Origin of the sequence: Litoreibacter arenae DSM 19593 (assembly GCF_000442275.2) — a bacterium.
Lineage (GTDB): Bacteria > Pseudomonadota > Alphaproteobacteria > Rhodobacterales > Rhodobacteraceae > Litoreibacter > Litoreibacter arenae.
This window is the reverse complement of the sequence record NZ_KE557314.1, coordinates 808596-830580: the sequence shown is the minus strand read 5'-3', so window position 1 is coordinate 830580 and position 21985 is coordinate 808596. Positions and strand designations below refer to the sequence as shown.

Below are 21985 nucleotides of genomic sequence, written 5' to 3'. Positions count from 1 at the left end.
GGTCTCGGGGATCCAGCGCAATGAGCCGCGGCGGTCAGGAAAAGGAACGGGACGGGTTGGAGCGACGCTGCATCGCCACTGGTGAGCTGCGCGATCCGGCCCTGATGATCCGTTTCGTCGTCGGGCCGGAAGGTCAGGCGGTGCCGGACGTGCGGAACAAGTTGCCCGGCCGTGGCATTTGGGTAAGCGCGGACAAGGATGCGTTGCAAAAGGCGATCAAGACGAAGGCCTTTTCGCGCTCCGCCAAGGAACAGGTCACAGTGCCCGACGATTTGTTCGAGCAGACCGACAAGCTACTGGCCCGCCGGTTGGTCGATCTGATCTCGCTGGCGCGAAAGGCGGGGCAGGCGGTGACGGGATACGAGAAGGTCAAAAGCCTTCTGGAAACCGACCGCGCAACCTTGCTGGTGCAAGCCAGCGACGGGTCCGAAAGGGGCAAATCGAAGCTCCATTCGCCACCCGGAAAAGACGTATTTATAGGCTGTTTGACTGCCCAGGAATTGGGTTTGGCTTTCGGTCGGGAAAGTGTGATACATGGCGCCTTAACGCGTGGTGGACTCAGCAAACAAGTCAAAGCTGAGGGCATCAGGCTGAAAGGTGTCCGCGGACATAGCGGCGGAAAGAAATCCCGCCCGAAAGGAAAAGACGACGCATGAGCGATAGTGACGGTAAAAAACCCCTTGGCCTTAAAGGCGCGCGTCCCGGCAACGTGAAGCAAAGCTTCAGCCATGGGCGCACCAAGAACGTGGTGGTGGAAACCAAGCGCAAACGCGTAGTGGTGCCAAAACCCGGTGGCGCGAAACCTTCCATTACTGGATCGCCCTCTGTCGGTGATCCTGCCAAACGTCCTGCCGGCATCTCCGATGCGGAAATGGATCGCCGCATGAAGGCGCTTCAGGCGGCCAAGGAACAAGAGGCCGCCGACGCCGAACGTCGCGCCCGCGAAGAAGAAGAGCGCGCGCAAGAGCGTGAGCGCCGTCGCGCCGAGGCGGAAGCCAAAGAGCGCGAAGAAAAAGAGCGCGAGGACGCGCTGCGTGCGAAAGAAGAAGAAGACGCCCGCAAGCTGCGTGAAGCCGAAGAGGCCAAGCAACGTGCCGATGCGCCACCTGCTGCTGCGGCTGTTCCCGGTGAACCTGCGGTTGCTCCGGCCGGTCCGCGTGGCGGTGGCAAAGCCGCCCCGACGCCTGCACGCCGTGACCGCGATGACCGTGACACCAAAGGCGGCAAGGCCCGTGTTGATGACGGACGCCGCTCCGGCAAGCTGACGCTGAACCAAGCCCTGCGCGGTGGCGAGGGTCGCCACAAGTCCATGGCCGCGATGAAGCGTAAGCAGGAGCGTGCGCGTCAGAAGGCGATGGGCGGCACGGTAGAGCGTGAAAAGATCGTTCGCGATGTGCAACTGCCCGAAGCCATCGTGGTTTCCGAACTTGCTGTCCGCATGGCGGAACGCGTGGCCGATGTGGTCAAAGCGCTGATGACCAACGGCATCATGGCAACGCAAACGCAGACCATCGACGCAGACACCGCCGAGCTGATCATCGAAGAATTCGGCCACAACGTGGTGCGCGTCTCCGACTCCGACGTTGAGGACGTGATCACGCAGGTTGAGGACGACGAAAAAGACCTCAAACCACGCGCACCGGTCATTACGATCATGGGTCACGTCGACCACGGCAAGACCTCGCTGCTTGACGCGATCCGCAACGCCCGCGTGACCGCTGGCGAAGCTGGCGGCATCACGCAGCATATCGGCGCCTACCAGGTCGAGCAGGACGGCAAGGAGCTGACCTTCCTCGACACGCCGGGCCACGCCGCGTTTACCTCCATGCGTGCCCGTGGTGCGCAGGTGACCGATATCGTGGTTCTGGTTGTGGCCGCCGATGACGCCGTTATGCCGCAGACCATCGAAGCGATTAACCACGCTAAGGCGGCCGGGGTTCCGATGATCGTCGCGATCAACAAAATCGACAAGCACGAGGCAAACCCCGACAAGGTTCGCACCGATCTGCTTCAGCACGAAGTGATCGTCGAGAAAATGTCCGGTGACGTGCAGGACGTCGAAGTGTCCGCGACCACAGGTCAGGGCCTTGATGAACTGCTCGAAGCCATCGCGCTTCAGTCAGAAATTCTTGAGCTGAAAGCCAACCCTGACCGCTCCGCCTCCGGCGCTGTGATCGAGGCGCAGCTGGACGTAGGCCGCGGCCCCGTGGCGACGGTTCTGGTTCAAAATGGCACGCTGCGCCAAGGCGACATCTTCGTTGTGGGTGAGCAGTACGGTAAGGTCCGTGCGCTGATCAACGACCAAGGCGACCGCGTGAAGGAAGCCGGACCGTCAGTGCCTGTCGAGGTTCTTGGTCTCAACGGAACGCCGGAAGCGGGCGATGTTCTGAACGTCGTCGACACCGAAGCACAAGCCCGCGAAATCGCCGAGTACCGCGCGAATGCCGCCAAGGACAAACGCGCTGCCGCTGGTGCAGCAACGACGCTTGAGCAGTTGATGGCAAAAGCCAAGGATGACGAGAACGTCTCCGAAATGCCGATCCTGGTGAAAGCCGACGTGCAGGGTTCTGCCGAAGCTATCGTTCAGGCGATGGAGAAAATCGGCAACGACGAGGTGCGCGTGCGCGTTCTGCACTCCGGCGTTGGCGCCATCACGGAAAGCGATATCGGTCTGGCCGAAGCCTCCGGCGCACCGGTATTCGGCTTTAACGTGCGGGCAAATGCATCCGCCCGGAATACCGCCAACCAGAAAGGCGTGGAAATCCGCTACTATTCGATCATCTACGACCTTGTGGATGACGTGAAGCAAGCGGCCTCCGGCCTGTTGTCCGCCGAGATCAAGGAAAGCTTCATCGGCTATGCCGAGATCAAGGAAGTCTTCAAGGTTACCGGCGTCGGCAAGGTTGCTGGCTGCCTCGTTACCGAAGGGGTGGCCCGCCGCTCTGCCGGTGTGCGTCTGCTGCGCGACAACGTTGTGATCCACGAAGGCACGCTGAAAACCCTCAAGCGCTTCAAGGACGAAGTGCCGGAGGTTCAGTCCGGTCAGGAATGCGGCATGGCGTTTGAAGCCTATGATGACATCCGCCCGGGCGACGTGATCGAGATCTTCACCCGTGAGGAAGTCGAGCGTTCGCTGGACTAAGGCTCATACCCAGAAAAACAGAAGGCCCCGCACAGGAATGCCGGGGCCTTTTTTATGTGATGCCGCCAGTCTAGAACATGGCGAGCGGCATTTTATCGTTCTTGGCATACCGCCGAACCATCTGACGCGCACGCGCTCCCGAGGCGAGCATCCTTGCTGAGTGAGGCATCGTTTGCCCAGGTGTATTCAACGATCCCGGAAACAGGATTTCCAATTCCTCGCGCGCCGCATCCGATATCGCCTTTAGCGATTCAGCGCCCAAGAACAAGCTCTCGGCTGCAATCCCGTTTGCATTCAAGACATGGTGTTTTTCCAGAAGAACATGGAAGAAGTAAAAGCCTGTCTTAGGGGTTTCGACCGTAACGCCATCACAACCCAGCAAATCCTTGGCAGGAACCAGAAGCTCCTGATGCCCGAACATGCGTTGCGCAATCTTGCCTGTGACAAGCAGCCTATGGTGGCGGGACACACTAAGCGGGCGTTGTTCCGCGCCCAAACCCAAGACCTTTGAATCCACGCAAACAGGCACGAGCGACTTGTCCCTCACAACTTCGGCAAAGCTGACACGTCGCGCAAAAATCCTGCGGATCGGTTGAAAACCACTGTCGCGAGTGTTTACCAGATCACCCGCCCTTAAGCGCTCAATCTCGGTGAAGCCGTGCGGCGTCTGTAGCATCGTTCCGGACGCAAAACACACGTTAGGCGCACCGGGCGTCGGGGTAGAGTTGTTCGTGAAACCCGCACCACCGCGTTGGATGGAAAACCCGTCTTGGTCATTGCCGAAGTTTTCGCCGGACCCGACGCGCGTCGCCGTACTGGAAAAACCTGAATATCCGGACCCGCTGGTCGGATCATCCAGCGTGTCGCCATTGTAAGTGGCCTGAATGAACTCGTCGTTCGCTGGATCGTAGACAACGAGATTGTCGCCGCCATTGTTGAAAACATTACTGCTATAATTCGCGTCGAATGCCAGATTGTCACCAGCGACCGCCGGTAAGTTGCCACCGTTTTGGACGTTGCGGACGACCACAGCAACCGCGCCCGCCTCCAGTATTGTGCCCGGAGGAAACGTAAACCAGTTATCGCGGCCGGAATCCCAAAGCTCCAGCCCCGAGATATCAATCGCGCTACCGGACGTGTTTATAAGCTCAAGAAACTCGTCGCCGCCACGCGCGACGCCGTTTCCATCCGTGTCAAAATTGTTTGCGCCATTGGGGTCAACGAGGACCTCGTTAATCGCAATACCGCCCAATAAGAGATCAGGCACTGCTTTGCCCCTCGCCATTCATTACGTGAGCGATTCGAATATAGCTGAAGTTTAAGGCAAATTTGCGGGGAAACCGCGCAAATCTTAACTTGAAGGTAAGGCACTGAGAAATCGCCGCATCTCTTTGCGCCTGTCCACTTCCATGACTATATGTCGCTCAAGACACAGAAGGAGAGCAGTATGTCCGACGACAAATTCCCGGGTTGGCACGGTACGACCATCGTTGGCGTTCGTAAGGGCGGCAAGGTGGTCATTGCGGGTGACGGACAGGTCTCCGTCGGTCAAACTGTGATGAAAGGCACCGCGCGCAAGGTGCGACGCTTGTCACCGGGCGGAATGGATGTGGTTGCAGGCTTTGCGGGCTCGACCGCTGACGCATTTACCCTGCTGGAACGGCTTGAAACCAAACTGGAAGCCTCCCCCGGTCAATTGGCCCGCGCGGCGGTGGAGTTGGCGAAAGACTGGCGCACAGACAAGTATCTGAAAAACCTCGAAGCCATGCTGATCGTGACCGACGGCAAGGACCTGTTCGTCATCACCGGCGCCGGTGATGTGTTGGAGCCGGAACATGACATCACCGCCATCGGATCGGGCGGCAATTTCGCTTTGGCCGCCGGCCGGGCCATGATGGACACCGACAAGGATGCGGAAACCATCGCGCGGGACGCCATGAAGATCGCCGCCGATATTTGCGTCTACACCAACGGCAACCTGACGGTGGAAACAATAGATGCCTGAAGGAATTTCCCGCGACGACCTACGTGCCGCCGTCGCCTCGGGTGTTTTGGATGAGGCGCAAGCCACCAAGCTGATGATCCTGTCGGATCAACGTCAAGGCTACCGCGCCAACATGATCGGCGACGATGAGCCGTTCGAGCTGTTCAAGGGCTTTGCCGAGATATTCGTGACTGTTGGTCTGGTCCTGTTGATTTCCGGCTTTATTGGCTTGTCCGCATTCTTCGGAAACCTTGCTCTGATCCCGGCGATGTCTGTGGTGATTTCGGTTTTGCTTGCCTTCTATTTTACCAAGAAGCGGCGCATGTCGCTCCCGTCCATCGCACTGTGCATCGCGTTCGCAGGAAGTGTCGCGCTGACGGTGTTTGCGCTTCTCGTGGGGCCCTATCAGGGCGCATCGCCATACGATGCTCTGCTGATTGGCGCGATCGGGGCCGCAGCGATGCTTGGCTATTACCGCGTATTTCGCCTTCCGTTCGCCATGTTCGCGCTTGGGGTATTTGGCATCATCACGGTGATTGCCGTGGTCGAGGTGCTGTTCCCGACAAACACGTCCTACACCGCCAGTGTCACCGACTATTTCGACCTGCGGCGTCAACCGTATCTGGCGCTTGGCACCTTGGTGTTCGGGGTGATGGCCTTTTGCGGGGCGCTTTGGTTTGACCTGCAAGACCCGCATAGGGTCAGCCGCAAGTCCGCCTCCGCCTTCTGGCTTCACATCCTCGCTGCGCCTGCGTTGGTGAACACACTTGTGATGTCGAATTATCAGGCGGGCGGCTCCGTCGGGACCGGCCTTGCGATCTTTGTTCTAGCGCTGTTTACGCTGCTGGCTGTCATCATTGACCGGCGCAGTTTCCTGACTGCCGGTCTGGTCTATATGGGCCTGTTGCTTGGCACTGCGATCAACGAAACCGGCTCCGAGCTGGCGCCGGTTCTTACCATGCTGCTGCTTGGGCTTTTCGTCACATCGCTTGGCGCATTCTGGACGCAAGCCCGCGCGTGGCTTCTAGGTCTGCTGCCGGACTTCCCCGGCAAGCACCGCCTGCCACCCTATGAGGACGGGCTGGCGGTGCCGGAGTGATCACAGCCTGGCGACGCCCAAAGGCACGTTGAATTTCTCACACCAGATCCAGACCTCGTTGTAGTCGTCAGGGTTGATGCCCGCAGGAATCGTGTAGCTGGACGCGCCGTTGTTGGATTTGAGAGACCCCATGATGGTCTTGGGGTCAAAGCCGTTGTTACCCAGCGCGACTTTCGGATCAGGTGCGCCGTCGAAGGTAAAGTCGCCCAGCAACTGCACCGAACCGCCAGAGCCGCTTTTGACCAGCTCGGCCCGGCCAGTGGTCTTGTGATTACTCGCGCCTTGGAATTTCCCGATGCGACCGTGGCCACCAGCGAATGCAGGAAGCGCCGCGACTGTCGAGACAGTAAGGGCGCCACGAAGGATTGAACGACGAGAGATCATGGAAACCTCCATTGATTGATGTGATGACCGGAGTATTCGTCGAAAATTCCCATACGGATAGCCCCCGACACGCAAACGTCAGCTTCCGTGACTGCACCCTTCAAGTTGCGGGTGCCCGACCATAGGTCTAAAACACTTTCAAACGAAAAGGATGCCCCTGTGACCGACCTGACCCCCCGCGAAATCGTATCCGAGCTGGATCGCTTCATCATCGGGCAGAAAGACGCCAAACGTGCTGTTGCTGTGGCCTTGCGCAACCGCTGGCGGCGCAAACAACTGCCCGACGATCTGCGCGACGAAGTCTATCCCAAGAACATCCTGATGATCGGGCCCACGGGCGTCGGCAAAACCGAGATCTCGCGCCGTCTGGCAAAACTGGCCCGCGCGCCGTTCCTGAAGGTCGAGGCCACAAAGTTCACCGAGGTGGGCTATGTCGGTCGTGACGTGGAACAGATCATTCGCGATCTGGTGGACGCCGCAATCCTGATGACCCGCGAGCATATGCGCGAGGACGTAAAAGCCGCCGCGCATGAAGCGGCTGAAGAGCGCGTTATCGACGCGCTGGCAGGAACCGAGGCGCGTGAAGGTACCCGGGAAATGTTCCGCAAAAAGCTGCGTGATGGCTTGCTGGACGATAAGGAGATCGAGCTGGACGTGGCGGACTCGGGTGGCAGCAACCCCTTCCAGATGCTCGACATTCCGGGCCAGCCCGGCATGGGCGGCGCTGGCATGTTGAACCTTGGCGATCTGTTCGGCAAAGCGATGGGCGGACGGACGACCAAGCGTAAGATGAAGGTCTCTGAATCCTACGAGGTGCTGGTCGCCGACGAGGCGGACAAGCTGCTGGATCAGGAAACCGTCACACAAAACGCAATCGAAGCGGTTGAGCAGAACGGCATCGTATTTCTGGACGAGATCGACAAAGTCTGCGCCCGCTCGGACGCGCGCGGCGCCGATGTCAGCCGGGAAGGGGTGCAGCGCGACTTGCTGCCACTGATCGAAGGCACGACGGTTTCGACAAAACATGGGCCGGTCAAGACCGACCATGTGCTGTTCATCGCCTCGGGCGCCTTCCATATTGCAAAGCCGTCGGATTTACTGCCAGAATTGCAAGGGCGCCTTCCCATTCGAGTCGAGCTACGCGCCCTCACCGAGGAGGATTTCGTGCGCATCCTGACCGAAACCGACAACGCGCTAACCCTGCAATACACCGCACTTATGGGCACCGAGGACGTTACCGTATCCTTTACCGAGAACGGCATCGCCGCCTTGGCCCGGATCGCGGCTGAGGTGAACCAGTCGGTCGAAAACATCGGCGCGCGCAGGCTCTACACAGTCATGGAGCGCGTGTTCGAGGAGCTGAGCTTTACCGCGCCCGATCGCGCTGGCGACGAAGTCGAGATAAACGCCGAGTTCGTCGAGAAACACTTGGGCGAGTTGGCCAGATCCGCCGACCTCAGCCGTTACGTTCTGTGACACCATGAGGGCAAAGTTCCTCCTCGTTGTCACCATGCTGCTACTGGCGGCTTGCTCGTATCGGGGGGGACTCGCGCGGGTTCCGGCGGAACTGCCCGCGGCAACTGAGCGAACAGTTTTCTTTGCAACCACTCGTCAGACTGACAGGCTACCCTTCGGCTCGCGGCGTTCGCGGTCCACAATCTACGGGTTGGCGGACGTATCGATTCCGCCGACTCACAAGCCCGGCCAGATCGAATGGCCATACGGCGACCCTGATCCGCAAAAGCACTTCCTGCTGGCAAGCACAGAAGTTTTTAACGGCAGTAGAGGCATGCGTGAAGCTCTGAACCGGGAGCTTGCTACGAAAAAGCCTGAGAACCGCGACGTGATCATATTTGTGCACGGCTTCAACACGCGGTTTGGTGATGGCATCTACCGCATCGCGCAGATGGGCCATGACCTGAATCTTCCGGGCGTTGTCGTAACTTACGCATGGCCATCCGCAGGCAATCCGCTGAATTACGCATATGACCGCGACAGCGCCTTGTTTGCCCGCGACGGGCTGCATCGCCTGCTTGAGGACGTGTCACGCTCAAACGCGAACAACGTCATTCTGGTGGCCCACTCCCTGGGGTCCATGGTCACAATGGAGACGCTCAGGGGGTTGAGCCTGTCCGGCAATACACGCACCCTGAACCGCATAGGCGGGGTCGTATTGATGTCGCCTGATCTGGATCTTGATGTGTTCAAATCACAGGCGGACGCTATCGGCGACCTGCCTGATCCGTTCTACATCTTCTCGTCCAAGAAGGATCGCGCCTTGCGCTTGATCGAACGCCTCACCGGCCAGAACAACCGGCTTGGACGGTTGGAAGACGTAGCGCAAATCGCCGAGTACGACATCACTTATATCGACGTCACAGCCTATAGCGAGGGTGGAACAAACCATTTCGCCGCCGCCAAGTCGCCTGCCTTGCTGAAACTTCTTGGCCAGATTCCCGGCCTGGAAAGCGCCCTGTCCGGTGATGGCGGTCGTACCGGTCTTCTGCCCGGAACGCTGTTGACGGTTCAGAACGCCACAGAACTGATCCTCTCGCCGGTCACGAGCCTGCAATAGTGGGGACGTGGAAATTCATCCGCGCCAACCTCGGTTGGTTGAGCGCGGGATTCCTGCTGACCTTTTCGTCCTCCTTCGGGCAAACCTTCTTTCTGTCGATCTTCGCGGGCGAAATCCGTACGGAGTTTGATCTGACCCACGCCGCGTGGGGCGGCATCTACATGATCGGCACGCTTGCCTCTGCGGCGACGATGGTTTGGGCCGGCGTTCTAACGGACCATTTCCGCGTGCGCGTGTTGGGAACGGCGGTGCTTGTCACTTTGGCCGCCGCTTGTGTGTCGATGGCGTTTGTTTCCTCGGTTCCCATGCTGGTCGTGCTGATCTTCATGTTGCGGCTGATGGGTCAAGGTATGTCGAGCCATGTCGCCAGTACCGCAATGGCCCGCTGGTTCATCGCCGCGCGGGGGCGGGCTTTAGCCATAGCGAGTTTCGGGTTCTCGATCGGCGAGGCGCTGTTGCCGATTTTCTTCGTAGCCCTGATGGCCGTGATTGGCTGGCGTAGTTCATGGCTTGTCGCGGCAGGGGCGTTGTTGCTCATCTCTCCGCTGATTTTCTCGCTGTTGAAACAGGAACGCACACCGCAATCCTCGTCCAACGAAGATCAGGTGGCGGGAATGGGCGGCAAACATTGGACACGGGTGCAGGTGTTGCGCTCGTCCCTGTTCTGGTTGCTGGTGCCTGTCCTGATCGGGCCGCCGGCATTCGGTACGGCGTTCTTTTTCCTTCAGGTGCATCTGGCCGAGGTGAAAGGCTGGACGCATTTCGACCTCGTTCAGCTGTTTCCGGTTTATACCGCGCTGGCGATCTGTTCGATGATTGCATCCGGCTTCGCCATAGACCGTTTCGGGACGGGCCGCATGATGTCGATCTATACACTTCCCTTGGCTGTGGGCTTCGTGATCTTCTCGCAAAGCGCCAGCTTAGCTGTCGCAGCCATCGGCATCGCTTTCTTTGCCATGACCTCAGGCATGCAAGCCACGCTTCCCGCCGCATTTTGGGCCGAGTTTTTCGGCACCCGCCATCTGGGCAGCATCAAGGCGATGGCAACCGCAATCATGGTATTCGGCTCCGCAATAGGGCCGGGGCTGACGGGCCTGATTATCGACATGGGAGTGGACTATTCGCGGCAAATGGTGTGGGTCGCCGGATACATGGTGCTTGCAACAGCCGTCGCCACGATTGCACTTAGCCGGGCACGGCCCCTGCTAGCGCGCGCGCCGCAAGTAGACGTAATACGCCCCTGAGCCGCCATGTTTCTGGCTGGCCTGCGTGACCTGAAGAATATGCGGCCTGAGCGGGTGTTGTTGAAACCATTGCGGCACCTGATGGCGCAGAACCCCCAATCGCGTCGGGATGGGCCCGCCCTCGTCACGGCTTTTTCCCTTGCCGGTGATCACCAGAACCAGCCGCTTTCCCTGCGCGTGGGCATCCAGAATGAAGCGGTTCAATCGCGGATGCGCTTGTTCCAGCGTCATGCCGTGCAGGTCCAGCCGCGCCTCGGGGCTGAGTTTGCCTTGCTTCAAGCGGGTGAACGCCTTTTTGTCCATCGCCAAAGGAGCTTTAACGAAATGGTCGTCGAGCGACGGTGCAAGGCTATGCTTGGCGTGCTTCGGGGCCGCCTTGACCCCCAGTTTGAAGGACTTGATCGACCGTGGCGAGATCGGATCAGGGACCGCTTTGCGCGACGTCTTTTCTTTTGGCGCGGACTTGCCGCGCATCGGCATGGGGATGGCTGTTTCGGTTACCCTTGACCAAAGCTCTTGCTCTTCTGGGTTCAAGCTGCGTTTGCGGCGTCTCATCGCCTTATCCGCCGGGGACCAGAGTGTACGCGGTTTGAATCGGCATTAGCGTGACAAGCCGCCCGCGATCCCGAATACGACCTGCCGCGCGGCCTGCTTGGTTACCGGTCCCGAAATAAATATCGGCCCGCTGCGCGCCCTTGATGGCAGAGCCCGTGTCTTGCGCGATCATCAAGCGATTCATCGGCTTCGCACCGGCTTTCTCTATCCAGACAGGCCCACCCAAGGTGGTGAACGCGGGGTCCACCGCGATTGACCGCATCGGCGTGATCGACCGGTTCATAGCCCCAAGCGGCCCCTTATCGGCGGGCACTTCCGAGACTTCGCGGAAGAAAACGTAAGACGGGTTGTGCCGCAGCAATTCCGACCCCTCAACGGGGTTGCGCTGAACCCAGCGCCGGATGACCTGAGCCGAGACCTGATGCGGCTCGTAAATGCCGCGCCGGATCAGCTCTTGCCCGATAGAGCGGTATTCGTGGCCGTTTTTGCCGCCATAGCCGACCCGCATCGCCCCGCCTTCGGCCAGCTTGACGCGGCCGGAGCCTTGGATTTGCAAAAAGAACTTCTCGACAGGGTCGTCGATCCAGACCAGCTCCAGCCCGCGACCTTCCAGCAGGCCTTGTTCCTCGATCTCACGGCGCGAATACCAAGTGGTGCCGTTCTCCACCTCTGGTGGCTTGCTGTGCAGGGGATATTGATATGGCCCGCCGCGATTTCGGGAGCCGCGAAGCTCCGGCTCGAAATATCCGGTAAACAGCGCCTGTTCATCGCCGTTAATCAGAACCGGCCGGAAAAACAGTTCGAAAAAAGTGCGGGCGTTTGGTTGGCTGGTTGCCAAGGCACATAGCGTGGCCCATTCGGGGTCTTTGATGTCGGCGCAGGTGTCCAGAAAGACCGATAAGGCGGCTTCGTGATCGTCATCCGCCCAACCATTCAAGTCCTCGAATTTCAGGATCTCGTAGGTGGGTGCGGCATCTGCCGTGTCGAGGGTCATGACCGCCCCCAACGCGAAAACTGCCGCTGCCCACCGGACATGCCTCATTCCCCAGTAGCGACCAGTTGCCAGTTGGGATCGTCGCTGTCCATGATACGGGCGAACGTCCAGACGTCCTTGACCCGCTTGATCGCGTTGGGATCGCCTTCGACGATGTCGCCAGCAGAGTCGCGCACCACGGAAGTCAACTCACCGATAAAACGGACTTTCAGCTCGCCTTCCTTGGTGTCCCTGTCGAATTCCGCATCCAGCAAGGTCAACTCGCGCACGCCGACGAAGTTTGCCTGAACCAGCAGGCCTTCCTTCTCGCGCTGTTCGATCACCTGCTCGAACGCCTCCAGCACGTCGCCGGACAGGAACGGGGCGATGTCGTCGATCTCGCCAAGTTCGAAAGCCATCAGAATCATCTCGTAGGCACCACGCGCACCGCCGAGGAATTCGGTCACGCTGAAGTTCGGATCGACGCGCTTCATCTCTGCCAGCGCCTTGGCCGCATCGCTGTCTTCGGGAACGTGATCGGTAATGTCGCGGTCGGCGCCGCCGTCGATCACCTCGAACTTCTGACGCGCCTTTTGTGCCGGATCTGCGCCGGTCGGAATGGGCAATGGCGGCTTCTCGAAGCCGTCCCGCGTGCCCAGCACCGATTTCAGCTTCAGAATGAGAAAGACGGCGATGCCCGCCAAGACAAGAATTTCGATCATATCGTGCTCTACACGCCTCTATGTGCCGGAAGTTGGCAATTTGGAACTCAGCCTCTTATGTAGGTGCAAGGGGGGCACAAGTCCACCTAACCCGATACACAGGAAACAGGCTTTCGCCATGTGGCTATTTTTACTCTTCGTGACGATCCCGATTGTCGAGATCGCGTTGTTCATACAGGTCGGCGGCTGGCTTGGGCTCTGGCCCACTTTGGCAATTGTCATCCTGACCGCGATCCTTGGCACGGTTCTTGTGCGGGCACAGGGTATCATGGCGCTTTCGCAGATTCGCTCCAATCTGCAAGAGTTTCAGGACCCGACCGAGTCGCTGGCCCATGGCGCGATGATCCTCGCGTCCGGTTTGCTGCTGCTGACCCCGGGTTTTTTCACCGACGCGGTCGGTTTCGCGCTGTTGGTTCCGCCGGTCCGGCTTGGCTTGTTCAAGTGGATTCGCAGCAAGGTGAAAGTCCAAAGCTTCGTGAAAACCAGCTACCGTCAGGAGCCGCGGCCGCCTCAGGGGCAGGACATCATCGACGGTGAGTTTTCGGAACTGGACGACGATGCCCCGCGCCCGACGCATGAACCGCCGTCCGGTTGGACGCGGCATTGAGTTGAGGCGGGCGTGGTGACCTGCTAAGCAAACCCCAGCTTAATTTCTCGCTTTAAGGAGACGTCACCGATGGCCGAAGAAAACGGCGCGGCATCCGCCGCCCCAACACCCCCCCGCATGCAAGTTCTGGCGCAGTTCATCAAGGATATGTCCTTCGAGAACATCGCCGCCCAAAAGGGTCTTGGCGAAGGCGACCAGACGCCTGACATTCAGGTTCAGGTAAACCTCGACGCGAAGAAGCGCGGCGAAGAGAACCAGTTCGAGGTTACCACCAAACTGGAAGTGACCGCGAAGACCACCGGCGAAGGCAAGCCGATCTTTTTGATGGAGCTGGAATACACCGGCATCTTCCATATCGAGAACGTGCCGGATGAGCAGCTTCACCCGTTCCTGATGATCGAATGCCCGCGCATGCTGTTCCCGTTTCTGCGCCGCATCGTGTCGGACGTGACCCGCGACGGTGGCTTCCCGCCGCTGAACTTGGAAACCATTGATTTCCTTGCGCTTTATCGCAACGAGCTGGCCCGTCGCGCTCAGGCAGAGGCCGCAGCAAAAACCGCAGACGCTTAAGCCTGCGCTTTCCACAAAGCAGCGTCGCCCAACTTGTCTACAAAGGCTTGATGGGCGGCGCGTTCTTCCTCGGTGATGCGCGGGGGTAGCGGCTCCGGCCGCGGCATCGGACGCCATGCTTCAACGGCCTGACCCGAAGCGCCTGACCCGCTGGAAGCGGACAGGACCAAGTCCGGCTGACGCCCGCCGATCAGCTCCAGATACACCTCTGCAAGTATTTCGCTGTCGAGCAGCGCCCCATGCTTTTCACGGGCCGAGTTGTCGATGCCGAACCGGCGGCACAACGCATCCAGAGACGCGGGCGAGCCGGGGAATTTCTTGCGGGCAATCGCCAGCGTATCCAAAGCCTGATCGTCGGGCAGCAAACGGAAGCCACCCCACCCAAGTTCCGCGTTGAGAAACTTCATGTCAAAAGCGGCATTGTGGATCACCAGCTTGGCGTCACCGACAAAATCCAGAAACGCCTGACCGACCTTCTTGAACACAGGTTTATCGCGCAGGAACTCGTCGCCTAACCCATGCACCTCGAACGCGCCCTGCGGCATGGAGCGTTCGGGGTTTATATATTGGTGATACACCTTGCCCGTCGGCATGTGGTTATACAGCTCCACCGCGCCGATTTCGACGATCCGGTCGCCCTCGCCGGGTTCAAATCCGGTGGTCTCAGTATCCAGAACGATTTCACGCATGTCGGGCCCTCAAATCTTCAACCAAGGATGTCACGTCCGCCTTGGTGCCTTCAAGGGTCAAGGTTTCGATAACATAGTCGGCACGCTTGCGCTTCTCGGCGTCTGGCAATTGTTTGGCCAGGATCGCCTCGAACATCTCCGGTGTCATGGTGCCGCGTTCCAGAACGCGGGCGCGCTGCACATCCGAGGGAGCAGAGACGACCAGAACCGCGTCCATCTGGTCCTGCGCGTTCGTCTCATAGAGCAGCGGGATGTCCAGAACGACCAGATCGTCGTCAGCATGCTCCGCAAGAAATGCCTCCCGGCTGGCGCGAACAAGCGGATGCACGAGCGTCTCGATCTTCTTTAGAATACTCGGATCAGCAGCAATCGCCTTTTTCATCGCGCTTCGGTCCGCCACATCATCTTTGACGAAATCCTTATGAATGTCCGCGAGTCCTGAAATCGCCAAGCCGCCCTTGCCGTAGAGATCCGCTACCGCCTGATCTGCATCCCATACCGGAACGCCCAGATCGCGGAACATCTGCGCGGTCGTCGATTTTCCCATGCCGATAGATCCGGTCAGGCCTAGAATAAACGGGCCGCCGCTCATCTCAGGACAGCGTTACGCAGTTCTGCGTCAACTTCCGGGGCGCGGCCAAACCAGCGCTCGAATCCGGGCACGGCCTGATGAAGCAACATTCCCAACCCGTCCACGGTCTGGCAGCCGCGCGCTTCGGCCTGCGCCAATAGCGGTGTGGTCAGCGGGTTGTAGACGATATCCGTTACCAGAGTGTCGGACGTCAGACGACCAAGGTTGAGCTTCAGCTCCTCCTTGCCGGTCATACCCAATGCGGTGGTATTCACCAAAGTTGCCGTTTCATCCAGATGGCTTGCGGCCTGCGTCCAATCTACCACTTTGATCTTGCCGCCAAAATGGGCCTTTAGGGCATCCGCACGCGCTCTGGTGCGGTTCGTCAGTATAATCTCCGGCACCCGTTCATGGAGCAATGCCGCCACGACAGCGCGGGACGCCCCACCTGCACCCAGCACAAGGGCCGGACCAGCCTGTGGGTTCCAACCCGGCGCTTCTTGTTTGAGGTTCGCGATAAACCCCAAGCCGTCGGTATTGTCGGCGTGCAGTTTTCCGTCGCTTTGAAACGTCAACGTATTCGCAGCACCGATCAAAGCCGCGCGGTCGGAGATGACATCCGCAATATCCAGCACGCTTTCCTTGTGCGGGATCGTGATGTTCACACCGCGAAACCCCATCCTTGGCAGGTTGTTCAAGACATGTGGCAGGTCCACGCTGGACACGTCCATCGGAATGTAATGGCCTCGGATGCCGTAGCGTCTGAGCCAGTGCGCATGCACAACCGGAGACTTGCTTTGCGTGATCGGTTGTCCAATCACCCCAGCCAGCGGGATCTTGTCGTTGGTCATCCGTCTATTGCTCCTGACATTGTAAGATAGCCTAGCACCTCAAGTAGCGGCAGGCCCAGCACGGTAAAGTAGTCGCCATCCACGCGGGCAAAAAGCCGCGCGCCTTCGGCCTCCAGTTGATAGCCGCCAACGCAATGCTGAATGTCGTCCCAATTGCGTTCGACATAGCTGTAGACGTAATCCGGGCTAAGACTGCGCATCGTCAACCGCACTTGACCAACAGTGCGCCAGACCGGCTTGGCGTCTTCGTAGATGACCGCCGCGGATAGAAGTTTGTGCTGTTTGCCTGACATCCGCTTGATCTGCGCGGCGGCGTCTTCCGGCGAGGTCGGTTTCGACAGGATCTCGCGCTCGAATTCCAGCACCTGATCGCATCCGATTACCAGCGCTTGCGGTTTTTTTCCGGCAACGCGGCGGGCTTTGAATTCGGCCAACGTATCTGCGATGTCGCGCGGGTTGGCATTTTCACCCAAAAGAGAGGCTTTAATGCTATCTTCATCAATGCGGGCGACTGTCGAGGTAAAGTTAACGCCCGCCTGACGCAGCATCGTTTGCCGAATAGCCGAACCTGAGGCAAGGATTATGGGGCGTGTCATGTGGATAACTCTGAGGGTAAGCTGAAGGATATATATTGCGCATCGGACCGGTTATCCACCGCGTTTGGCGTAGGAGCCGATCTTACCCACATTGCAAAGATTCCGTTCGCGTGGTTCTCCCGTGTGGAGTGCGGGATTCACCGGTGTTGGTAATGCGACTGAAGGCAATTCCGCTCAGTGTTTGTCCACAGATTCTCCACCAACTGAAAACATCTTAGATATTTGATTTCAATAGGTAATATGACATTCTAAAATTCTTGGGCAAAACTGTCCCCGCTGATTTCTTCGTCAGTGGACAAGTATTTGATCCACACTATCCACTGTACCTACTAACAACATCATCTTTTCTTTCTTCTTTATTTATTTAAGAAGGAAGGCCGAGAGCGAGGCGCGCATGACAGATTTTCTGGCAGAAATTTACCCATGGACAAAAAGCCTGCATGTGATCTCGGTTATCGCATGGATGGCAGGATTGTTCTATTTGCCAAGGTTGTTCGTCCACCACACAGAAAAGGTGACGACTGGTTCCGAAACAGATGCGCTTTTTCAGATGATGGAACGCAAGCTGTTCAAGCTGATTATGCAACCCGCAATGATCAGCACATGGATTTTCGGGCTGTTATTGGTATTCACCCCCGGGATAGTCGTTTGGTCTGAGGGCTGGCCCTGGATCAAGGCCGGTGCGGTGTTGGGAATGACAGCGTTCCACGAATGGCTCGGTGCTCGGCAGAAAGGGTTTGTGGCGGGAGAGAATACTCTTACGGGCCGCACCTACCGGATCATGAACGAAGTCCCGACGGTGCTGATGATCGCGATCGTCGTGATGGTGATCGCGCGGCCGATCTGAAGCGGATTGACTCACGCAGACTTCATTGCTACCCAGCAGCCTTAGCAGCCGTCCGGTTGTGATGACTCCCTGACTGTTAAATTATCGACTTGGCCTTACCGCCACCTGAATTGGGTGATCCCTTATGTCTGAAGACACGCTGAATCTCGCTGACCTCAAAAAGAATAGCCCTGCCGATCTGGTGGCTATGGCCGAGGAGCTGGAGATCGAAAACGCTTCCACGATGCGGAAAGGGGACATCATGTTCTCGATCCTCAAGGAGCGGGCGGAAGACGGCTGGGAAATCTCCGGTGACGGTGTGCTGGAAGTTTTGCAAGACGGGTTTGGATTCTTGCGGTCGCCAGAGGCGAACTATCTTCCCGGCCCGGATGATATTTACGTCTCGCCGGACATGATCCGCAAACACTCGCTGCGTACGGGCGATACCGTGGAGGGCGTCATGAGCGCGCCGGGTGAAAACGAGAGCTACTTCGCGATCACCTCGGTGACGATGATCAATTTCGAGGACCCGGAAAAGGCGCGCCATAAGGTTTCTTTCGATAACCTGACGCCGCTTTATCCGGACGAGCGGCTGACGATGGAGTTGAAAGACCCGACGATTAAGGACCGCTCGGCGCGGATCATTGATCTTGTCGCGCCAATCGGGAAAGGCCAGCGGTCCCTGATCGTGGCACCGCCGCGCACTGGTAAGACCGTGTTGCTTCAAAACATCGCCAAGTCGATCGAAGAGAACCATCCGGAATGCTATCTGATCGTTCTGCTAATTGACGAGCGTCCTGAAGAGGTGACGGACATGCAGCGCTCGGTGAAGGGCGAAGTTGTCAGCTCCACTTTTGACGAGCCCGCGACCCGCCACGTTGGTGTGGCGGAAATGGTGATCGAGAAAGCCAAGCGTCTGGTCGAGCATAAGCGTGATGTTGTGATCCTGCTGGACTCCATCACCCGTTTGGGGCGTGCGTTTAACACCGTGGTGCCATCATCCGGTAAGGTTCTGACCGGTGGTGTCGACGCGAACGCCCTACAACGCCCCAAGCGCTTCTTCGGGGCCGCACGTAACATCGAGGAAGGCGGCTCTCTGACGATCATCGCAACGGCGCTGATAGACACTGGCTCCCGCATGGACGAGGTCATCTTTGAGGAATTCAAAGGGACCGGTAACTCCGAGATTGTGCTGGACCGCAAAGTGGCCGACAAACGCGTCTTCCCCGCGATGGATATTCTCAAGTCCGGTACGCGGAAAGAGGAGCTGTTGGTCGATAAGAACGATCTGCAAAAGACCTTCGTGCTGCGTCGCATTCTAAACCCGATGGGGACCACGGATGCGATCGAGTTCTTGATTGGCAAGCTGAAGCAAACCAAATCAAATGCCGACTTCTTCGATTCAATGAACACCTGATTTCTGTTTAAAAACAGTAAGGTAGACGTTATGGACACGATATTCGCGCTGGCAACGGCGCGGGGAAAAGCGGGTGTTTCCATCATTCGGCTGTCCGGGCCGAAATCCTTTGATGCTGCCAAAACTCTGACAGGTCGCACGATACCGCCGCGCGAGCCGGTGTTGGCGAGTATCCGGGATCATGACGGGTCTCTGATAGATAAGGCGCTGGTTTTGGGTTTTGCTGGCGGTGCCAGCTTTACGGGCGAGGATGTGGTCGAACTTCATCTCCACGGAAGCCCTTCCATCGTCGCTGCCGTTTTAAGGGTTCTTGGCGATGCAGAGGACTTGCGGCTCGCCGAGCCCGGGGAGTTCACGCGTCGCGCGATGGAGAACGGCAAGCTCGATCTTGCGCAGGTCGAAGGGCTGGCTGATCTTATAGATGCGGAAACCGAGGCCCAACGACGTCAAGCGATCCGGGTTTTCAGTGGTGCCCTTGGTGCCAAGACGGAGGGTTGGCGGAGGGACTTGGTGCGCGCGGCCGCTCTTCTTGAGGCCACGATAGATTTCGCCGACGAGGATTTGCCGGTTGATGTATCGCCGGAAGTTCGCTCTCTGACATCAGGCGTTCGTGCCGAGCTTGATCAGATGGCGGCGGGAGTAGGCGTTGCCGAGCGGATTCGGGATGGCTTCGAGGTTGCGATTGTTGGCCCCCCAAACATCGGCAAGTCCACGTTGTTGAACACACTGGCGGGGCGTGAGGCTGCGATTACCTCATCAGTTGCTGGCACCACCCGCGATATTATTGAAGTCAGAATGGATTTGCGAGGTCTGCCCGTCAGCTTTCTCGACACAGCCGGGCTTCGGGATACTGCCGACGAGGTCGAGACGATTGGCATCGCTCGCGCTGTGGAGCGAGCCGCGTCTGCGGATATGAGAGTTTTTCTATTGGAAGACGCAGAAACTCGGTTGCCTGTTCAAATTCAGGCAGACGATGTAGTGCTTCAGGGAAAAGCGGACCAGACCGGCGAGGGCGTGTCGGGGCTGACCGGCCAAGGTGTGCCGGAACTGCTGGATCGGGTTCACACCGTTCTCAGCCAGCGGGTTGCGGGTGCGGGGCTCGCGATCCGAGAGCGTCACAGGGTTGCGCTTGTTCGGGCGTCTGCTGCGCTGGCAATATGCGAAGATGAAATGAGCCACGGCATGGATCGCGCTGAAATCGCCGCAGAGGAGCTGCGAAGTGCTGTCAGGGCGTTGGAAACTATGATAGGACGCGTTGATGTCGAATCCGTGCTGGATGAGATCTTCGCAAGTTTCTGTTTAGGTAAATAGGAGTGTTTCACGTGAAACATCCCAGCTTTGACGTAGTAGTGATTGGTGGCGGCCATGCTGGCACAGAGGCGGCGCATGCGTCCGCCCGTACCGGCGCGCGAACTGCATTGATTACTCAGAGAGCCGAAACGATTGGCGTGATGTCATGCAATCCGGCGATTGGCGGCCTTGGAAAGGGCCATCTCGTCAGGGAGATCGACGCGCTGGATGGCATTATGGGCCGCGCAGCCGATGCGGCGGGCATCCAGTTCCGCCTGCTCAACCGAAGGAAGGGTCCTGCTGTGCAAGGACCGAGGGCACAGGCGGACCGGTCTCTTTACCGCAACGCGATCCAGAACTTCATCAACACACAGCCCAATCTTACGGTGATTGAAGGCGAAGTCGCGGACCTTATTCTACAGGATGATCACGTACGCGGCGTTGAGCTTGCGGACGGATCCACCGTGACCTCCCTTGCCGTGGTTTTGACTGCGGGAACGTTTCTTCGCGGCGTCATCCATATCGGGGATAAATCGCAACCTGGCGGGCGGGTCGGTGACGCACCGGTGATCCGGCTTGCCGAAAGGATCGACAGCTTCGGCCTGGACATGGGACGGCTAAAGACTGGAACTCCGCCGAGATTGGCCAGAGATAGCATCAACTGGGATATCTTGGAAATGCAGCCCGGAGACGAGCAGCCGGAGCTGTTCTCATTTCTGCCTGCGCAACAATTGGCGTCGCAAGTCTCCTGTGGCATCACGCACACCAACGAACAGACCCATGATATCATTAAAGGAAATCTGGAATTGTCCGCGATGTATGGCGGACATATCGACGGCGTAGGCCCGCGATACTGCCCGTCTATCGAGGATAAGGTGGTGCGTTTTGCTGACAAGACGTCACATCAGGTGTTTCTTGAACCAGAAGGGCTCAATTGTAACTCGGTTTATCCGAATGGCATATCGACCTCGCTTCCTGTTGCGGTTCAGGAGCGATACGTCAGGTCAATCACGGGCCTTGAAAACGCAGAGATTTTGCAGCCCGGCTATGCGATTGAGTACGACTACATTGATCCGAGAGCGTTGAAGCGCACGTTGGAGCTGCGCGAGGTTCCGGGCCTTTACCTTGCGGGCCAGATCAATGGAACAACCGGCTACGAAGAGGCTGCTGCTCAAGGACTGATCGCTGGCTTGAACGCAGCCAGGCGTGCGCAAGGGACAGATGATGTCGTGGTCAGTCGATCCGAAGCCTATATCGGCGTCATGATTGACGATCTCATTACGCGAGGTGTGCAGGAGCCATATCGAATGTTCACTTCGCGAGCAGAGTTCAGAATGTCGCTGCGGGCCGATAATGCTGATCAACGGCTGACCCCGATCGGTATAGCGGCCGGCTGCGTTGGCGAGGTGAGAAAAGAAATCTACGCCAGGAAAGAGGCGGATCTGAACGCTTTAAGGGCCGAGATGGTCAATGTGCGTGTTTCGCCGCAAGAGGCAGAGCGGATTGGTTTAAAGGTGAATAAGGACGGCAGGCGTCGATCAGCGTTTGATTTGCTGTCTTTTCCGGACGTTACGCTGGACGCTATCCGACCGCTCGTTCCTGGCTTGGAAAATTACAGCGAGGAGATTACCACACAGATCTCGCGTGATGCCTTGTATGCTGGCTATATCGAGCGCCAGAACAAGGACGCTGAAGCTTTGCGAAGGGATGAAGCTGTGCGAATCCCTGAAGATTTCAGCTTTGAAACACTGACTGGCTTGTCCAACGAGATGAAAAGCAAGCTAACGCGCCTTCGCCCTGAAACCCTTGCTCAGGCCGCAAAGGTCGATGGTGTAACACCTGCGGCTCTTACGCTGATACTTGGACGCGTGAAGGCGCAGGCACGTTAAA

The 21985-nt window shown here is 58.3% G+C and carries 22 protein-coding genes; 13 read left to right on the top strand and 9 right to left on the bottom strand.

Annotated features, from left to right (window positions below):
* Positions 1-20: 20 nt before the first annotated feature.
* Together THALAR_RS16375 and infB are read left to right on the top strand one after the other, a co-directional pair.
* Positions 21-656 (top strand): RNA-binding protein, encoded by a 636-nt coding sequence (locus THALAR_RS16375; protein ID WP_021102711.1) that lies wholly within the window; start codon positions 21-23, stop codon positions 654-656.
* Complete coding sequence (gene infB / locus THALAR_RS16370; protein WP_021102710.1) at positions 653-3142, top strand: translation initiation factor IF-2; 2490 nt, start codon at positions 653-655, stop codon at positions 3140-3142. The genes THALAR_RS16375 and infB overlap by 4 nt, the downstream gene beginning before the upstream one ends.
* Positions 3143-3212: 70 nt before the next feature.
* Here infB and THALAR_RS16365 read toward each other — a convergent pair whose 3' ends face one another.
* The gene (locus THALAR_RS16365; RefSeq protein ID WP_051153794.1) at positions 3213-4394 is read right to left on the bottom strand and encodes a Hint domain-containing protein; all 1182 of its coding nucleotides are present in this window, start codon (positions 4392-4394) and stop codon (positions 3213-3215) included.
* 195 nt (positions 4395-4589) lie between these two features.
* Here THALAR_RS16365 and hslV point away from each other — a divergent pair, with 195 nt between their 5' ends.
* Both hslV and THALAR_RS16355 read left to right on the top strand, forming a co-directional pair.
* The gene (gene hslV, locus THALAR_RS16360) at positions 4590-5147 is read left to right on the top strand and encodes an ATP-dependent protease subunit HslV (RefSeq protein ID WP_021102708.1); all 558 of its coding nucleotides are present in this window, start codon (positions 4590-4592) and stop codon (positions 5145-5147) included.
* Positions 5140-6225, top strand: a complete 1086-nt coding sequence (locus tag THALAR_RS16355) for a hypothetical protein (RefSeq protein WP_021102707.1) — start codon at positions 5140-5142, stop codon at positions 6223-6225. The genes hslV and THALAR_RS16355 overlap by 8 nt, the downstream gene beginning before the upstream one ends.
* On the opposite strand, the gene THALAR_RS16350 is transcribed toward THALAR_RS16355, so the two are convergent.
* Positions 6226-6609: a DM13 domain-containing protein gene (locus THALAR_RS16350; protein WP_040819088.1), complete on the bottom strand. Its 384-nt coding sequence runs from the start codon at positions 6607-6609 to the stop codon at positions 6226-6228. It lies immediately after the preceding gene.
* A gap of 159 nt (positions 6610-6768) precedes the next feature.
* Here THALAR_RS16350 and hslU point away from each other — a divergent pair, with 159 nt between their 5' ends.
* The 3 genes from hslU to THALAR_RS16335 all read left to right on the top strand — a co-directional run bounded on the left by hslU (position 6769) and on the right by THALAR_RS16335 (position 10428).
* Positions 6769-8085: an ATP-dependent protease ATPase subunit HslU gene (gene hslU, locus THALAR_RS16345; protein ID WP_021102705.1), complete on the top strand. Its 1317-nt coding sequence runs from the start codon at positions 6769-6771 to the stop codon at positions 8083-8085.
* Positions 8086-8398: 313 nt separating this feature from the next.
* A complete protein-coding gene (locus THALAR_RS16340) occupies positions 8399-9184 on the top strand; it encodes an alpha/beta hydrolase (protein WP_021102704.1) in 786 nt (261 codons plus the stop codon).
* Positions 9184-10428: an MFS transporter gene (locus THALAR_RS16335; RefSeq protein ID WP_021102703.1), complete on the top strand. Its 1245-nt coding sequence runs from the start codon at positions 9184-9186 to the stop codon at positions 10426-10428. Before THALAR_RS16340 ends, THALAR_RS16335 begins: the two co-directional genes overlap by 1 nt.
* Here THALAR_RS16335 and THALAR_RS16330 read toward each other — a convergent pair.
* From THALAR_RS16330 to THALAR_RS16320, 3 genes are read right to left on the bottom strand one after another with little or no spacing between them, the layout of a single operon-like run.
* Positions 10390-10983: a Smr/MutS family protein gene (locus tag THALAR_RS16330; protein ID WP_040819084.1), complete on the bottom strand. Its 594-nt coding sequence runs from the start codon at positions 10981-10983 to the stop codon at positions 10390-10392. The genes THALAR_RS16335 and THALAR_RS16330 overlap by 39 nt on opposite strands.
* A gap of 4 nt (positions 10984-10987) precedes the next feature.
* Positions 10988-11977, bottom strand: coding sequence for a murein transglycosylase A (gene mltA, locus THALAR_RS16325; protein WP_245622468.1), 990 nt, complete (start codon positions 11975-11977; stop codon positions 10988-10990).
* Between the two features lie 44 nt (positions 11978-12021).
* Positions 12022-12678, bottom strand: a complete 657-nt coding sequence (locus THALAR_RS16320) for a Tim44/TimA family putative adaptor protein (RefSeq protein WP_021102700.1) — start codon at positions 12676-12678, stop codon at positions 12022-12024.
* A gap of 118 nt (positions 12679-12796) precedes the next feature.
* On the opposite strand from THALAR_RS16320, the gene THALAR_RS16315 reads away from it, so the two are divergent.
* The gene (locus THALAR_RS16315; RefSeq protein WP_021102699.1) at positions 12797-13285 is read left to right on the top strand and encodes an FxsA family protein; all 489 of its coding nucleotides are present in this window, start codon (positions 12797-12799) and stop codon (positions 13283-13285) included.
* A 69-nt stretch (positions 13286-13354) separates the two neighbouring features.
* Positions 13355-13855, top strand: coding sequence for a protein-export chaperone SecB (secB, locus tag THALAR_RS16310; protein ID WP_021102698.1), 501 nt, complete (start codon positions 13355-13357; stop codon positions 13853-13855).
* Here the strand turns inward: secB and dnaQ are convergent.
* From dnaQ to THALAR_RS16290, 4 genes are read right to left on the bottom strand one after another with little or no spacing between them, the layout of a single operon-like run.
* Complete coding sequence (dnaQ, locus tag THALAR_RS16305) at positions 13852-14544, bottom strand: DNA polymerase III subunit epsilon (protein WP_021102697.1); 693 nt, start codon at positions 14542-14544, stop codon at positions 13852-13854. The genes secB and dnaQ overlap by 4 nt on opposite strands.
* Positions 14537-15136, bottom strand: coding sequence for a dephospho-CoA kinase (coaE, locus tag THALAR_RS16300; RefSeq protein ID WP_021102696.1), 600 nt, complete (start codon positions 15134-15136; stop codon positions 14537-14539). The genes dnaQ and coaE overlap by 8 nt, the downstream gene beginning before the upstream one ends.
* Complete coding sequence (locus tag THALAR_RS16295; protein WP_021102695.1) at positions 15133-15966, bottom strand: shikimate dehydrogenase; 834 nt, start codon at positions 15964-15966, stop codon at positions 15133-15135. The genes coaE and THALAR_RS16295 overlap by 4 nt, the downstream gene beginning before the upstream one ends.
* Positions 15963-16562, bottom strand: coding sequence for a Maf family protein (locus THALAR_RS16290; RefSeq protein ID WP_040819078.1), 600 nt, complete (start codon positions 16560-16562; stop codon positions 15963-15965). The genes THALAR_RS16295 and THALAR_RS16290 overlap by 4 nt, the downstream gene beginning before the upstream one ends.
* A 394-nt stretch (positions 16563-16956) precedes the next feature.
* On the opposite strand from THALAR_RS16290, the gene hemJ reads away from it, so the two are divergent.
* The 4 genes from hemJ (at position 16957) to mnmG (ending at position 21984) form a co-directional block, all read left to right on the top strand.
* A complete protein-coding gene (gene hemJ / locus THALAR_RS16285) occupies positions 16957-17409 on the top strand; it encodes a protoporphyrinogen oxidase HemJ (RefSeq protein ID WP_021102693.1) in 453 nt (150 codons plus the stop codon).
* A gap of 124 nt (positions 17410-17533) precedes the next feature.
* Positions 17534-18805: a transcription termination factor Rho gene (rho, locus tag THALAR_RS16280; RefSeq protein ID WP_021102692.1), complete on the top strand. Its 1272-nt coding sequence runs from the start codon at positions 17534-17536 to the stop codon at positions 18803-18805.
* Positions 18806-18835: 30 nt separating this feature from the next.
* Positions 18836-20116: a tRNA uridine-5-carboxymethylaminomethyl(34) synthesis GTPase MnmE gene (mnmE, locus tag THALAR_RS16275; RefSeq protein WP_021102691.1), complete on the top strand. Its 1281-nt coding sequence runs from the start codon at positions 18836-18838 to the stop codon at positions 20114-20116.
* Between the two features lie 11 nt (positions 20117-20127).
* On the top strand, positions 20128-21984 hold the full coding sequence (gene mnmG / locus THALAR_RS16270; protein WP_021102690.1) for a tRNA uridine-5-carboxymethylaminomethyl(34) synthesis enzyme MnmG: 1857 nt from the start codon (positions 20128-20130) through the stop codon (positions 21982-21984).
* Position 21985: the final 1 nt, after the last annotated feature.